This is a genomic window from Acetobacter sp. (assembly GCF_047723915.1).
Lineage (GTDB): Bacteria > Pseudomonadota > Alphaproteobacteria > Acetobacterales > Acetobacteraceae > Acetobacter.
Genome location: NZ_JBDOBQ010000006.1, coordinates 106796 through 121188 on the forward strand (window position 1 = coordinate 106796; position 14393 = coordinate 121188).

General features: G+C 61.7%; 13 protein-coding genes. 11 read left to right on the plus strand and 2 right to left on the minus strand.

All coding sequences use genetic code 11. The features are described from left to right. Positions 1 to 277 precede the first annotated feature (277 nt). The 8 genes from ABF990_RS05675 to ABF990_RS05710 all read left to right on the plus strand — a co-directional run bounded on the left by ABF990_RS05675 (position 278) and on the right by ABF990_RS05710 (position 7754). On the plus strand, positions 278 to 1591 hold the full coding sequence (locus ABF990_RS05675) for an NAD(P)/FAD-dependent oxidoreductase (RefSeq protein ID WP_415490483.1): 1314 nt from the start codon (positions 278 to 280) through the stop codon (positions 1589 to 1591). Between the two features lie 255 nt (positions 1592 to 1846). Continuing rightward, entirely contained in the window at positions 1847 to 2515 is a 669-nt protein-coding gene (locus ABF990_RS05680; RefSeq protein ID WP_415490482.1) for a GntR family transcriptional regulator, read from the plus strand. A 19-nt stretch (positions 2516 to 2534) separates the two neighbouring features. Further along, the gene (locus tag ABF990_RS05685; RefSeq protein ID WP_415490481.1) at positions 2535 to 3779 is read left to right on the plus strand and encodes a D-amino acid dehydrogenase; all 1245 of its coding nucleotides are present in this window, start codon (positions 2535 to 2537) and stop codon (positions 3777 to 3779) included. Further along, positions 3776 to 4561 (plus strand): hypothetical protein, encoded by a 786-nt coding sequence (locus ABF990_RS05690; RefSeq protein ID WP_415499822.1) that lies wholly within the window; start codon positions 3776 to 3778, stop codon positions 4559 to 4561. Before ABF990_RS05685 ends, ABF990_RS05690 begins: the two co-directional genes overlap by 4 nt. Before the next feature lie 51 nt (positions 4562 to 4612). Next, positions 4613 to 4966: a RidA family protein gene (locus ABF990_RS05695; protein WP_415490479.1), complete on the plus strand. Its 354-nt coding sequence runs from the start codon at positions 4613 to 4615 to the stop codon at positions 4964 to 4966. A 46-nt stretch (positions 4967 to 5012) separates the two neighbouring features. Further along, entirely contained in the window at positions 5013 to 5921 is a 909-nt protein-coding gene (locus ABF990_RS05700; protein WP_415490478.1) for an EamA family transporter, read from the plus strand. A 325-nt stretch (positions 5922 to 6246) separates the two neighbouring features. Then, on the plus strand, positions 6247 to 6906 hold the full coding sequence (locus ABF990_RS05705) for a GntR family transcriptional regulator (RefSeq protein WP_415490477.1): 660 nt from the start codon (positions 6247 to 6249) through the stop codon (positions 6904 to 6906). Then, positions 6903 to 7754, plus strand: a complete 852-nt coding sequence (locus ABF990_RS05710; protein WP_415490476.1) for an urea carboxylase-associated family protein — start codon at positions 6903 to 6905, stop codon at positions 7752 to 7754. The genes ABF990_RS05705 and ABF990_RS05710 overlap by 4 nt, the downstream gene beginning before the upstream one ends. A 90-nt stretch (positions 7755 to 7844) precedes the next feature. Here the strand turns inward: ABF990_RS05710 and ABF990_RS05715 are convergent, their stop codons facing one another. After that, on the minus strand, positions 7845 to 9101 hold the full coding sequence (locus ABF990_RS05715) for an MFS transporter (protein WP_415490475.1): 1257 nt from the start codon (positions 9099 to 9101) through the stop codon (positions 7845 to 7847). 433 nt (positions 9102 to 9534) lie between these two features. Here ABF990_RS05715 and ABF990_RS05720 point away from each other — a divergent pair, with 433 nt between their 5' ends. From ABF990_RS05720 to ABF990_RS05730, 3 genes are all read left to right on the plus strand, one after another. Next, positions 9535 to 10467 (plus strand): LysR family transcriptional regulator, encoded by a 933-nt coding sequence (locus ABF990_RS05720; protein ID WP_415490474.1) that lies wholly within the window; start codon positions 9535 to 9537, stop codon positions 10465 to 10467. Between the two features lie 219 nt (positions 10468 to 10686). Then, positions 10687 to 12015: a CapA family protein gene (locus ABF990_RS05725; RefSeq protein WP_415490473.1), complete on the plus strand. Its 1329-nt coding sequence runs from the start codon at positions 10687 to 10689 to the stop codon at positions 12013 to 12015. Next, on the plus strand, positions 12012 to 12962 hold the full coding sequence (locus ABF990_RS05730; RefSeq protein ID WP_415490472.1) for a hydroxyacid dehydrogenase: 951 nt from the start codon (positions 12012 to 12014) through the stop codon (positions 12960 to 12962). The genes ABF990_RS05725 and ABF990_RS05730 overlap by 4 nt, the downstream gene beginning before the upstream one ends. A gap of 73 nt (positions 12963 to 13035) precedes the next feature. Here the strand turns inward: ABF990_RS05730 and ABF990_RS05735 are convergent, their stop codons facing one another. Further along, the gene (locus ABF990_RS05735) at positions 13036 to 13947 is read right to left on the minus strand and encodes a LysR substrate-binding domain-containing protein (protein ID WP_415490471.1); all 912 of its coding nucleotides are present in this window, start codon (positions 13945 to 13947) and stop codon (positions 13036 to 13038) included. Positions 13948 to 14393: the final 446 nt, after the last annotated feature.

The following is a 14393-nucleotide window of genomic DNA, read 5'->3' on the forward strand; positions in this document are numbered from 1 at the left end:
TTAAACGGCGGAATATATGGTTTTTTACCATTAGTATATTTAATGGATAACTGACAAAATCGTTATACGAACGGGTGGCCTGCCCACGCGGGAATACCCCGGTCAGTGCTGGAAACAAGGCCCGTTCGTGGCGGCGCGCCCCGGTCCGCCGTGTGGGTGCGGGGTGTGGTGGCCTGTTCTCAAGTGTGTGATGCGCTGGTAACGTGGGATGAAACAGGCCCTGTTCCCATCCCTCGGCCCGGCACCGCCCCATGCCGCAAATAAAGAGTACGCCGTCATGATCAACACCAGTTCCACAATGTTTCACTGGCGCATGCTGTCCAGGGAGCCTGAATATCCTCTGACCGTTGTGGATACGGATATCGAAACCGATGTGGCTGTCATTGGCGCGGGGCTGACCGGCCTTGCCGCAGCCCTGCGTTTCGCGCGCGCTGGCGCACGGGTGCTGCTGCTCGATGCCGGGCGCATCGGCCAGGCGGCGTCAGGGCGGAACAACGGGCAGGTCATTCCGCATTACGGCAGCCACACACCACAGGACATCGAAGCCCAGTTCGGCCCGCATCGGGGCGCAATTTTCAACCGTATGGTGGGTGGGGCCGCCGACGGGGTGGCAAGGCTTGTGCGCGATCATGATCTGGCCTGCGATTTTGTACAGAAAGGCTGGATTCAGGCCTGTCACGCCACATCCAGTGTCGCCCGCGTGCGCGCCGTCTACGACGGGTGGAAGGAAAGAGGCTATCAGGCCGAATGGCTGGACCGGGGCGCCATGACCGACCATATCGGGTCCTCGGTTTTTTACGGGGGGTGGAAGGCGGGTTCGGGCGGCTATCTCAACCCGTATGCATTCTGTCAGGGTATGGCCCGCGCGGCCGGTGCGGCGGGGGTGGATATCCGCCAGAACTCGGCCGTGCTGGATATGGAGCGGGTGGACCGGCGATGGCTGCTGACCTGCCCCGGTGGCAAGGTATTCGCGCGCGAGGTGATGGTGGCGGCCAACCTGCCGCAATCGGCATTCTGGCCGGGCATAGACAAGGTTTCCGTGCCGGTGCGAGTTTACCAGGTTTCCACCGGCAGGTTGGAACCCGACTGGCAGGCCCGTATTCTGCCCGGACGTGAAGGCGTGTCCGATACCAGCCGGGTGATCTGCGCCTTCCGCTACGATTCCGACGGCGGGCTGGCCATGGTCGGCCAGCATACGCTCTGGCACGATGCGGCCAACCGGGGGCGGCGTGCGGTTGCCGCCAGACTGCGCAGGGTGTTTCCCGGCCTGCCGTTACAGATGGCGGACCGTTACTGGGAAGGGACGATCGCTGCTGTCGTGGACCGTCTGCCCCGCCTGATGGCGCTGGCGCCGGGCCTGAATTTTGCCGGGATCTATTCCGGGCGGGGGGTGGCGCTCAGTGTAGCCTGGGGGGATATGGCGGCAGGCCTTGCCCTGGGCGACGTGGCCGAGCGTGATGCGCCTGTGCCGGTTACACGTCTGCGCACGGTGCCGTTCCATGCGTTTGGTGTTCAGTACGCCCGCTACATGCACCCAAGGCTGCGCGCGCAGGACCGCAGGGAAGTCGCGCAATCCGAAAACAGGGGCTGAAAGCCGGCCTGTCCCTCCCTTGGGCGGGACACCACGCAGGCGGCATTTTTCCTCCGCTCTCCTGTATTTATATCTGATGATGTGTCCTGTCGGGTGTTGCCCGGTTCCGGTTTCTGTCCGGCGTAACAAAGGGGTGGCAATGCGGCCCGGCAATGGGCGGGGATGTGCGGGGTCCGCGCTCAATCGTTGCGAATCGTAAATTAACTCTTGTCAGCCGACAGGTCTGTCGACAGTATTGTCGGCAGGAGGTTCGCCATGCAGGAAAGCACAGCCGATCGCGCCTACGGGCATCTGCACGCCATGGTGGTCAGTTTCGAGTTCAGGCCGGGTGAGCACCTGAACGAGGTCTCGCTGGCCCGGGAACTGGGCATGTCCCGCGCCCCCGTGCGCGAGGCGCTGAACCGCCTGACCAGCGAGGGACTGGTGGAAGCCGTTTCGGGCAGGGGGTTTTTCTGCCGTCGGCTGAACCCGCGTGAACTGCGCGACCTGTACGCCGTGCGGGCCGATCTGGAGGCCGGGGGGCTTATGGCCCTTGCCGGGCAACTGGCGGACCCCGATGTACGCGCCCGCCTTGTGGACCTGCGCGCGGCGTGGGTTTCCCTGTCCGCGCCGGGTCAGGCGATCGGGGATATGGTCGACCAGGACGAGGCTTTTCACCTGGTTCTGGCCGGGGTGAGCGGCAATGCGGAGCGGGTGAAAATCCTGCGCAACATTAACGCGCGCATTCGTTTCGTGCGCCGGATCAATGTGGAACGGCCCGAACGTCAGGCGCGCACGCTGGCTGACCATCTGGATATTCTCAACGCCCTGCTGGATGGCGATGCCGGGCAGGCCGCCGATCTGGTCCGTGCGCATCTGGAGGCGTCGGCGCGCGAGATCGAGCATGGCGTGGCCGATGGCCTGCTGCGCCTTTACACGAACTGAAGGAAGGAATGGGTCCGGTATGAGGGTCGTGGTTCTTGGTGGCGGTGTCGTGGGTGTGTCCACGGCCTACCAGCTTCAAAAAGACGGGCACGAGGTCGTGGTGATCGAGCGCGAGGAAAGCCTTGCCGCCGAGACAAGCTGGGGGAATGCGGGCATGATAGCGCCCGGGCATTCCTTTGTCTGGTCTTCTCCCGCGGCACCCAAAACGCTGCTGAAATCGCTGTTCCTCAAGGATCAGGCGCTGCGTTTCCGGTTTTCGGCCGATCCGTATCTTTATAAATGGTCGCTGGAATTTCTGGCCCAGTGTACCCATGAGCGGGCACGACGCAACACGTTGCTCAAGCACCGGCTGGCCGCCTATTCGCAGAAAATCCTGGGCGATGTGGTGGCGGGGGAAGACCTGCGCTACGACCGCAACACGCGTGGTATTCTCTACGCCTATCGCAGCGAAGCCGCGATGGAGGCTGGAGCCCGGCATATGAAGCTGCTGGAATCCGACGGTCAGGTCGTGCAGATGCTCGACCGCGCCGGTGTGGCCAGGGTGGACCCCGTTCTGGGTGCCGCCTCCGGTATTACAGGCGCGATCTACTGCCCGACGGACGAGACGGGGGACTGCGCCAGATTTACCCGTGGTCTGGGTGCGCTGGTTGCAGCGCGCGGGGGCGAGATCATGACCGGCGTTGTCATCCGCGATCTGGAAACCGAGGGGGGTGTCGTACGTGGCGTGCAGACCAACCGGGGCATCGTGCGGGGGGACGCCTACGTGCTGGCCATGGGCTCCTTCTCGCCCCTGCTGGGGCGGCGCGTGGGCGTAAGCCTGCCCATATATCCGGTCAAGGGATACGCGCTGACCGTGCCGATCGGCCAGCATGCCGCCCCCCCCACGGTGGGGATGGTGGATGAGCATAATCTTGTCGCCATCACCCGGTTTGACGACCGCATCCGCGTGACGGCCACGGCGCAGTTTTCTGGCTACGACAACAGTAACCGGGCATCGGACTTTACCTTCATGCGCTCGGTCACGCGCGCCCTGTTCCCCGATGGGGGGGATTACGAACAGGCGCACGAATGGTCGGGCCTGCGGCCCATGACACCGACCAACCTGCCCATTCTGGGGCGGGCGCGCTATGCCAATCTTTTCTGCAATACCGGGCATGGGCATATCGGCTGGACCATGTCGCATGGCTCTGCCCGGATCGTGGCGGACCTGATCGCGGGTCGCGCCCCCGCTATTCCCATGCAGGGGCTGGAGTACGGCGCATGAACGCGTTTTCACCTCCGTTCGATCTGGGCGTTCTGCCATCGGTTCTGGATGGCGGGGTTGCCCAGCGCGCAGCCCTTGGCATGGTGGTGCTGGCGACCGACCAGACGCTGGAGCCCGAAACGGCGCAACTGGTACGTATGCCCGGCGTGGTGCCCTATGTGGCCCGCCTGTGGAACGATGCCGACATAACGCCCGAAACCCTGCGTGCCATCCAGCCCCGCATAGCGCCAGCCACCGACCTTATCCTGCCCGGGTGCAGGCTCGATGTGGTGGGGTTTGGCTGCACATCCGCCACCATGGTGCTGGGTGAGGAAACCGTTTTTGCCGAAATCCGCAAGGCGCGGCCCGGCATTGCCTGTTCCACGCCCATTACGGGTGCGCTGGCGGCAATATCGGCGTTCGGGGCGCGGCGTGTGGGGTTGCTGACCCCTTACGTGCCCGAAATCAACCTGCGCATCGCGGCCTATTTCGCCGGACGTGGGGTGCATGTTTCCGCCATGGCCACGTTCGACCGCCGCGATGACCTGGAAGTGGCGCGTATCCGTGTGGCCGATATTGTCGACGCGGCCCGGCGCATGACGGCGCAGGGCGGTTTTGACATGCTGTTCGTTTCCTGCACGAGCCTGCGCGTGGTCGAGGCCGTGGCGGAAATCGAGGCGGCAACCGGTATCCCCGTCACGTCCAGCAATCATGCCATGATCTGGCACATGCTCCGCACCGCCGGTGTGGATGACACGATTGCGGATGCGGGCCGTCTGTTCACCATGGGGCTTGCGGGTTAAGAAGCAGCAGGCTCCACAGTCTTTTCCCAACCTTACAAGGAAAAAATTACCATGTCCGATATCAAGCGTCTTTCCGCGGGTCCGCGTATGAGCCAGGGCGTCGTTCACGGCAACACCGTCTATCTGGCCGGTCAGGTTGCCCTGGGTGCGCCCGGCGCGTCTGTTGCGGAGCAGACCAAAGACATTCTCGACCGGATCGATGCCCTGCTGGCTGAAGCCGGTACGGACAAGACGCGTATTCTTTCCGCCACGATCTGGCTGGCCGATATTGCCAGCTTCGCGGAGCTGAACGGCGTGTGGGACGCCTGGATCGTGCCCGGGCAGACACCGGCCCGCGCCTGTGTGGAATCGCGTCTGGCCGCGCCGGAATTCACGGTTGAGATCGGCGTCATTGCCGCCCTCTGATCCCCGGGCCCAGCCGCGTATTCCCCTTGGGGCATATGGCCATCTGTTGGCCATCTACCTGATCTGGGGCAGCACGTATCTGGCCAGCAAGATCTGCCTGTCGGGTCCGCATGCCATGAGCGTGATGCAACTCCAGATCACGCGTGAGATGGTTGGCGCAGTCATTCTGGGTGGCCTTACCCTTTTGCGGTATGGCTGGCCAGCGGGCGTGCGCGGGCGGGATATCGGCCTGTGCATGTTTTGCGGTGTCCTGCTCTGGTGTGGCGGCAACACGCTGGCGACGGCGTGCGCGCCTTATACCAGTTCGGGCTTTATCGTCATGGCCATGGGGGTCATACCCCTGTGGACAGCCCTGTTCGACAGCCTTTTCGGTGGGGGCGCCATTTCCCGCCGGATGGTGCTCAGCCTGCTGACCGGCCTTGCCGGTCTTGCCATGGTGGTATGGCCGAGCTTCCATGGCGGGCAGGCCGGTGCGGGGCAGGGGCATCCGCTTGTCCTTATGCTGGTTCTCCAGCTTGGCGCCATGAGCTGGGCTGCCGGCACGGTGCTGCAGCGCCCGCTTGCCGCGCGTTTTCCCGGCGGGCTGGTCGCGGCGGGGCAGCTTGCAACCGGTGCGGTCGGGCTGTCCTGTGTCGCGCTGGTGCTGCATGACGTGCCGCATTTTGACCTGGCCCCCCGGCAATGGAGCGCGCTGGCGTTCCTGCTGCTGTTCGGCTCGGTCATAGCGCCGGGCTCCTATGTCGCGGTGGTGCGGACGTTCAGGCCGGAAATCGCGTCCACCTTCGCCTATGTCAATCCGATTGTGGGGGTTTGCCTGGGATCGCTGATCCTGGGTGAGCGCCCGGCCCTGCTCTCCCTTGTCGGGATGGCGATCATTCTGGGCAGCGTCGCACTTCTTCTGCTCCCGCCCAGGCTCCTGGCTTTTCGGGGGCTGGGTCGTAATAAAACGGCATAGGTCGTTACAGCATTTCCATGAGGCGTAACGGGCTGCGCGCGGCATTGGTCGCATGCAGCCCTTTTTTTGTGTGGGCCATTGCCGGGAGCGCTACCCGTACGGCGGGAGCATTTCTCATCCGATATAAATTGTTGAACAATTTATTGACCGATGACGTTTCGAGGTCGTATTAATGAGCCTACGCGAGAGCGTAGCGCATTGATTTTTCCCGTGCGCCAGAAAAGCCACGTGACGGTGGAGTAGGCATATCCTCTTTACTCCCTGTTTTTGTTGAACGATTTTACCAGTGGGCATCCCTCCCCACGATTCATGACGCAGGAGTGCCATGCCAGAGTCCAGCGGGCTTTCCCGGCCGGTGCGGATCGCCCAGCTCTTGCGGGACGATATTCTCAATGGTGCTCTTGTCAGTGGGCAGGCGCTGGTGGAAGCGCAGATGGTCGAACGCTTTGGCGTTTCGCGGAACACCATCCGCGAAGCCATGCATTCGCTGGCGCAGGCGGGGCTTGTTACGGTTATCAGCAATCGTGGCAGCTTCGTACGCCAGATCGGACCACCCGAAATCCGCGAACTTTACATGATCCGCCGACTGATCGAGACTGGGTGCTGCGAGCGGGTACCCCCCGATCGGTGGGCGGCGTTGCAGCCGGTGTTCGCATCGGCCTTTACCCAGGCCCGTTCGGCTGCCCGTAACGGGGACTGGACCCAGGTCGGAACCGCCAGCCTGCTGTTCCACCGTCTGCTGGTCAGTGCCTGTGGCAGCGACCAGCTTTCGCAGTTTTTTGACACGATCTGCGCGCAAATGCGTCTGGTTTTCCAGACCGTGGGGGATCAGGAGCATCTGCAATCGCCCTGGCTTGCAAAAGATATCGCGATTTTCGAGGCATTGCTGGCCGGGCAGATCAAGGCGGCAACGGATTTGCTGCACGACTATCTCACCTATTCGGAAGAACTGATTTTTCAGTTCGTGGCAGGACAACCGATATGAAAAACTATCCAGCAGCCTATCAGATTCCTGATGATTTCCGTTACGCGGTCGACAGGGCTTTTTACAGGGCCGTGTCCGAAGGGGCCACGGCGCGCGCGCCACGCCTGAGCGAAGTCGTGCCCATTCGCAGTGGCTATGCGTGGGAGGTCAAGCAGGGCGAGATTTTTCGGGTGGTCGCCCCCGAAGGCCCGCAGGTGGGGGATCTGAACATCTGGTATCGACACGACCCGCGTGAGCGCATGTGGGCAGCCCGGACCCGCCAGCTTGAAAGCGCGCATCTGACCACCTTCAACAGGATCTGGTCCACGCTGCCGTTCATGCGCCCGCTGGCCACGATTACGGCCGACACATTGGCCGATTACGGTGTCGATGACTATGGCGGGCGTGTGCACGACCTGCTGGGCACTCGGTGCGACCCCTACATCAACAAGCTGCTGACGGGGGAGGAATTCGATCATCACTGTCATTCCAACCTGACGCGCGCGGTGCTGCCATACCGGCTGACCGAGTTCGATGTGCATGACGTGCTCAATGTGTTCCAGGTTACGGGCCTGAACCGGGACGATCAGTATTTCATGAAAGCATGCCCGGCAAAGCCCGGCGACTATCTGGAATTTTTTGCCGAGGTCGATCTGCTCTGCGCGATTTCGACCTGCCCGGGGGGCGATCTGTCATTGCCCATGTGGGGGGATGAAACAGTGACAAGCACGGTTTCCGTCTGCCGCCCGCTCCAGATCGAAGTCTACGAAACCGCGCCGGAGCTTCTGGCCGGGTGGGTCCCGCCCGAACGTTCAGACTACAAAGGCCAGCATGGCCTGCGCGAAGACCGCTCGAACGTGCTGAAATAACACGGACCAGCCTGTGTGCGGTGGGGCTTTTACGACCACCGCGCACAGGGCCGCGTGCCCCATGCGGTGCGTGCCGCGCGGGGTTTTGGTTTATGGGGCGGTCTGCACGGGGCGCGCATGCACGGCGCTGCGGGGCAGGATAAGGGCGTTGAGCGCGCCAAGCAGCAGCAGGGTTGTCATGATATAGAAAACAGCGTGGAAACTGCCTGTGCCCTGTAGCAGGTATCCGGTCATGATCGGGGCCAGAATGCCGATGCCGTTGCTGAAGGTCATGGTCAGCCCCGTGACCGAACCCAGCAGTTCATGGTCGACAAGCAGATCAGCCAGTAGGGCCATGTTGGCGCCATCGGCGGCGGCGACAAAAGCCAGCGAAAATGCAAGCAACCCGACAACGCTCAGTGTCGTATGGCAGAAGGGCAGGAACCCCATGACAGAGGCCAGAACAAGATAAAGGCTGACAACCCGGCGGCGTTCGCCCCGCGCCAGCGCATGGCCGGATACGAAATATTCGCCGCATTTTCCGGCAACGAGCGAGAGCAGTGCCGCACCAAGGTTGGCGCAGGCCGTATACGTGCCAGACTGCGCAAGGCTGAGATGCAAGATATCGCGCAGCATGATCGGCATCCACGACATCAGCAGGAAGTTGGCGTAATTCGCGCAGCACTGGGAAATGACAATGCCCCAGAACGCACGGCAGCGGAACAGCGTGGGCACCGACAGCACCGCGACAATCTTGCCGTCCCGCGCCTTGTCCCCACGCGGGCTGATAAACAGCCAGCAGGCGGCCCAGAGCAGCCCCATGACGCCAAGGCTTGCAAAGGCCGTGCGCCAGCCAAAGCAGGTGATAAGCCATGTGCTGGCGGCGGCGCCACAGGCCAGCCCGATGGGAATGCCGCAGACAAAAGCGGTCATCACAGCGCCACGCTCACGCACAGGCGCCCAGAGCCGCACAACCTTGTTACCCAGCGGAAAGGCCGGGGCTTCACCAATGCCCAGCAGGACACGTGTGGCGATGAACGCGCCGATACTCGCACTCAGGCTGCCCAGGATCATGGCCATGGACCAGAGCGTGACCGCCAGCACCCCCATGACCCGCGTGCCAAGCCTGTCCAGCAGAATGGCGCTGGGCAGGTTGAGAATGAAATACGACCACAGGAAACTGGACAGCACCCACCCTGTCTGGCCCGAGGTCAGGCCGAATTCCGTGGCGATACTGGGCATGGCCACAGAAAGGGCTGCCCGGTCGCCGTAGCAGACGACACACATTGCGATAATAAGGGCGTAAATGACAAACCGGAAGCGGGTGGGTGCTTCCTGCAGGGGCGGGGATGTGTCTTGCAAATTCATTCTATGCCCAGAGTTTCCCGGTCCGGTGGCAGGTTCATGCGGCACCGGAGTGGCGTGGATGAACGACAATATTACGATATCATAACATCTATAAAACACACGCATCATGTAGTGGCAACTTAATTTATACGATGGACGAATATTACGGCTTCGCTCACCCTGCTGCAGTTTCCGCCCGTCATCTGCTGTGGGTGCTGCCTTTTGTCACGATCTTTCAAAATAGTAATTTTTGCCGATGATATGACGTTTTTTGCGGTTGGCGGTGCCGGTTACGCTTTTGTGTGGTGCCTTGGGTGGCCCATGTGCGGCCTGGGGTGGCGGGCATGTTGCGCGGGCAGCGCAGCATGCAGGTCCATGCTGCGCTGCTAAATTTTACTTTTGTTTAAAACAAAAACATGCTCAAGGTCATGAAACATCAAAAAGATTTTTTAGTATGATTTCAGAACTGCGAAGTTTTCTGACGGTAGCGGAGGCGGGCAGTTTTTCCGCTGCCGCCAAACGTATCGGCCTGACGCAGGCGGCCATTGGCGCGCAGATACGCCGCCTTGAGCGCGAACTGGGGTATCAGGTTTTTGACCGGAGCGGGTGGGCCGTATCCCTGACACGGACCGGCCGCAGCATTATTCCCAAAGTCGAGGAAATTATAGGGTCTTTCGACCGCCTGCGCGACCAGACATCCCCTCGTGTGGAAGGTCGGCTTTTACGTGTGGGGGCGATCGCCACAACCCAGACCACACTGTTCGCACCCGCCGCATCGCGATTATATGCAGAATTTCCCGAACTGGTCGTGCAGATGTCTTCCGGCACATCCATGGGGCTGCTGGACCGGCTTGACGCCGGGGAGCTGGATGCGGCGCTGATGGTGCGCCCGCCCTTCGGTCTTCTGTCGCACATGGCGTGGCGCCGCCTGCTGACGCAGGATTACGTGCTGGTCGCCCCGGCGGAAACCCCCGGTGACAACTGGGAACATATCGTGTTGTCCTGCCCGTTCATCCGTTATGACAGCCGGTCCTTCGGGGGGCGGCGGGTGGATCGTTTTCTCAAGGCGCGCGGTGTGACGCCCCGCACCGTGTTCGAGACGGAGGAGGTGCATACCATTCTCCAGATGGTGGCAAGCAATATCGGCTGCGCCATCGTGCCCGATGTGCTGGCGGTCAGTTTCATGCCCAATATCCGCGTATTGCCCATAGAAGACCGCGATCTTTCCAGAGAAATCGGCCTGATGACACCTGCCCGTGTCGATGATGATGCATTGACGGCATTTCGCAGACATCTTGAGGACATAGCCGTGGAAACATCCCGTTCCACGGCCGTGCTGCGCCGGAGCGGGATAAATCCGTCACGGCTGGAACGCCCCGATGGGTAGGTCCTTGCACGCGCAGGGCGCGAGGGGTGACGTGTCGCGTTGCCGTGTGGGGCAGGTGCTGAGCCGCTTTTGCCCCCTGCGTCCTGGTGTGCAGCCACCATGGCGTGCCGCCCCGAAAGATGGCCGACCCGGTGGGTCAAAAACACATGGTCGGGTGTGGCCTGCCACGGCGGCACCCAGCCCCCGAAACAGCAGATACGTATGGAGATGTCTGGAACCATGAAAATTGCCCTGACCGGAGATTCCATTTTGTTCCGGCGGCTGAACAGCCTGACCGATCCGGTCATTCGCCCGCTTTTTGATCTGATCCGTGCTTGCGATGTCAGTTTTACCAATCTGGAACTGGTGGCGAACGACTATGTGGGCGATCCCGCGCTGGATCATGGCGGTACGCATTTTGGCGCGCCATCGTGGGTGCTGGACGAACTGGCGGATGCGGGCTTCGATCTGTTCGCCGCTGCCACCAATCACAGTCTGGATTACGGGATTGCAGGGCTCCGCGCCATGATGGCGCAACTGGAGCGGCGGCAACTGCTCTATGCGGGGATCGGGACGAATCTGGAGGAAGCCAGGCTGCCTGCCTACTGTACGCGACCGGCCGGCACCGTTGCGCTGCTATCCTGCGTTTCAACCTTTGCCCGCGGGCAGGAAGCCGCTGCCCAGACCGGGCTTATGCCGGGGCGGCCGGGTATCAACCCGTTGCATTTCCAGCGCAGTCATGAGGTCACGGCCGAGGAAATGGCCCAACTCTCCCGATTGTACGAGCGGCTGGGCCTGCGCGCCGAACTGGACGAGAAAATCCGGCAGGGCTTCAGCACGGCCCCGGCCGCAGGCAGTCTGTCGTTTGACGGCACGCGCTTTGTCACGGGGGAGCAGACCCGCACCCGCACGGTGCCCGATGCGCGCGATAGCGCCGATCTGATCCGCTGGATCGGGGAGGCACGCCTCGTGTCCGATGTAGTGGTTCTGAGCATTCATGGGCATGAGGGAGGTTATAACGTCGCGGGTCTGCCCGATATCGAAATTCCGGCCGATTTCCTGCGCGCCTTTACCCATACCGCGATCGAGGCCGGGGCGGATATTGTGGTGTGTCATGGCCCGCATCTGCTACGCGGGATCGAAATTTATCGTGGGCGGCCCATTTTTCACGGTCTTGGCAATTTCATCGGTCAGAACGAACTGGTGGCGCGCCTGCCCATGGATTCCTACACGGCGTTCCGTTACACCCCGGACATGACGCCGCACCGCCTGTATCGTGGCCGGAGCGAGAATGACCAAAAGGGTTTCCCATCCGATATCCGTTTCTGGGACAGCATCGTGCCCGTCTGTCATTTTGAGGATGGCAGCCTGCAAGACATTGTCCTGCATCCGGTAACGCTGGGGCTTGGCCTGTCCGCGCACAGGCGGGGCACGCCGTTTCTGGCCACGGGGGCGCAAGGGCTGCGCATTCTTGAACACGTGCGTGATCTGTCCGCACCTTTTGGCGTGGTCCTTGACCCCGATACCGGCCGTATTGATCTTTCATCCCACGAAAAGAGCATGTCATGACACGCTGTTTCATCACCCAGCCCATTCATGCCGATGCCATAAGTTTTCTCAGGGCCAATGGGATCACACCCGAATATGCGAGCCACCCCGATATGGACGCTGTCGCGGCGGAAGTGGGGGACGCACAGGCCGTCATTACCCGCGATCTGGGTTTCAGCGCTCAGGCGCTGGCGCGGGCTCCGGCGCTCAGGGTGGTGGCGTATCATGGCTCGGGCGTGAACAGGGTTGCCATTACCGAGGCAGCGGCACGCGGTATTGTCGTGACCCGCACGCCTGACATGAACAGTCGCTCGGTGGCGGAAATGGCCGTAGGCATGATGCTGGCTGTCGCCCGCAGGCTTGTCCCGGCGGACCGGGCCGTGCGTGAGGGAGACTGGGCGTTCCGCTATACGGCGCGCGGTGTGGAACTGCACGGCAAGACACTTGCGCTGGTGGGGTTTGGCGCCATTGCCCGCCATCTGGCTGATATTGCGGGGCGTGGGCTGGGTATGCGGGTTGTCGCCTGGTCGCCCAGCGTGCCGGACGACGTGTTTGCGCGCCATGGTGTCCTGCGCAGGACCGAAATTCGTGCCATGCTGGCCGAGGCTGATTTTGTTTCGCTGCATCGGCCAAGCAACGCGCGCGATCCCTTCGTCATGGACACGGACGGGTTTGCGGCGCTGCGCCCAGGTGCCGTCCTGGTCAATACCAGCCGTGGAGCGGCCATTGACCGGTCCGCTCTTATGAGCGCGTTGGAGAGCGGTCGGCTTGCGGGGGCGGCGCTGGATGTTCTGCCCCAGGAACCGCCCGCCCCGACAGAGCCGCTTTTGCACGCCCCCAATCTGCTTCTTGCCCCGCACCTGGGTGCCGCGACGGATGAAGCGTTGCGCCGCATGGCGATGATGTGCGCGGAGCAGGTATTGGATGTGCTTGCGGGGCGTGAACCACCGCATATCGTACGGGTCTGAACGGGGGCTGGGGAGCGTGCGGCTTTCTCCTGCCCCGGTGTGAGCGCAGAGCGTGCGGGGCAGAAGGACTTTTTTACAGGCTGTGCTTGAGTTCCGTCAGAATCCACCCGCGGAAAGCCCGGACCGAATCATGGTCATAAAAATCCGAGCGGCATGTCAGGATATAACGTGCTGAATCGTGGAAATCGATTTCGGTCACTCTCTGCAACCGGCCGCATTGAATTTCATGTTCAACCAGCAGCGCGCTGACAAGGGCCAGACCCTGCCCCTGCAATGCGGCATCGAGCAGGAGTGTCACATCGTTGAAATGCAGGGATCTGGCCATGGGCAGGCGTGTAATCCCGGCATGTTCCAGCCAGGAATCCCATCGATCTCCTGAAATATTACGCAGTAATGTCTGTTCCGCGACGTGATCGGGCGAAGTGATGCCGCGTGCCTGCAACAGGGCCGGGCTTCCCACAACTATCAGAAGGCCGTCGTCCAGAGGTACCTGGCTGTTTTCGATTTCCTCCATGGTGCCACGCCTGATGGCGATATCGACATCATGTTTGCGCAGGTCCACGGGATCGTTCGATGTCAGCAGGGTCAGGCGGATGTGGGACTGTATATCGGTAAATCCGGCAAGACGTGGCATAAGCCAGCGCGATGCAAAGGCCGGAGCGGCGTTGACACAGAGACTGCGTGTTGCGGCACTTTCAGCAATTTCCAGGCACGCCTGATCCATCAGGATCAAGGCCCGCCGAACAGCGCCGCTGAGTACAATGCCTTCGCGTGTCAGGTCGACACGGCGGGGCATGCGGCGGAACAGCCGGACATTCATCCAGTCCTCAAGCTGCCTGATCTGCTGGCTGACGGCGGACTGGCTTATGTTCAGTTCGTCGGCCGCAAGCGTAAAATTCCCCAGTCGCGCGGCTGCATCGAAAGTTCTGAGTAGATTGAGCGGGGGGAGATTGGCTGGTGCCCTGCAGATTGAAAAATTAGTCATCGGTGCTTCCGATGCGCGGCATTGCATTGCCTGCGCGAGGCGGGGCTGAATACAGGGCGTGGTGGCACTTATTGGACATCTGCTGCCTTGGGGCGGGTCTGAGGAATGATATCGCCCGTCCTGTAGACTGATTTATGGTGTCGGGGCGTGCTTGGATCAAGGTGCGGTACGGATTGGCAGATATGGCGCCAAAGCCGCGCTCGCTGGAAAAAGACGATAAAAATATTTCATTAAACCCCGGGCGCGTAAGACGACTGATATGCAGTGTACATGATATCTCAGCATGCCATCAGGCTTGGGCTGCGTAAAGCAAGTCTTGAGTATGCTGACAAATTTATGGCCGGATCCGGCAGGCTACCGGCCCGCATGACACGGAAATACCGACTGCCCCCCATTGGTGGGCTGTCGCGCGCGTTGTGGGCAGGTGATTTTGCATATATCTGCAT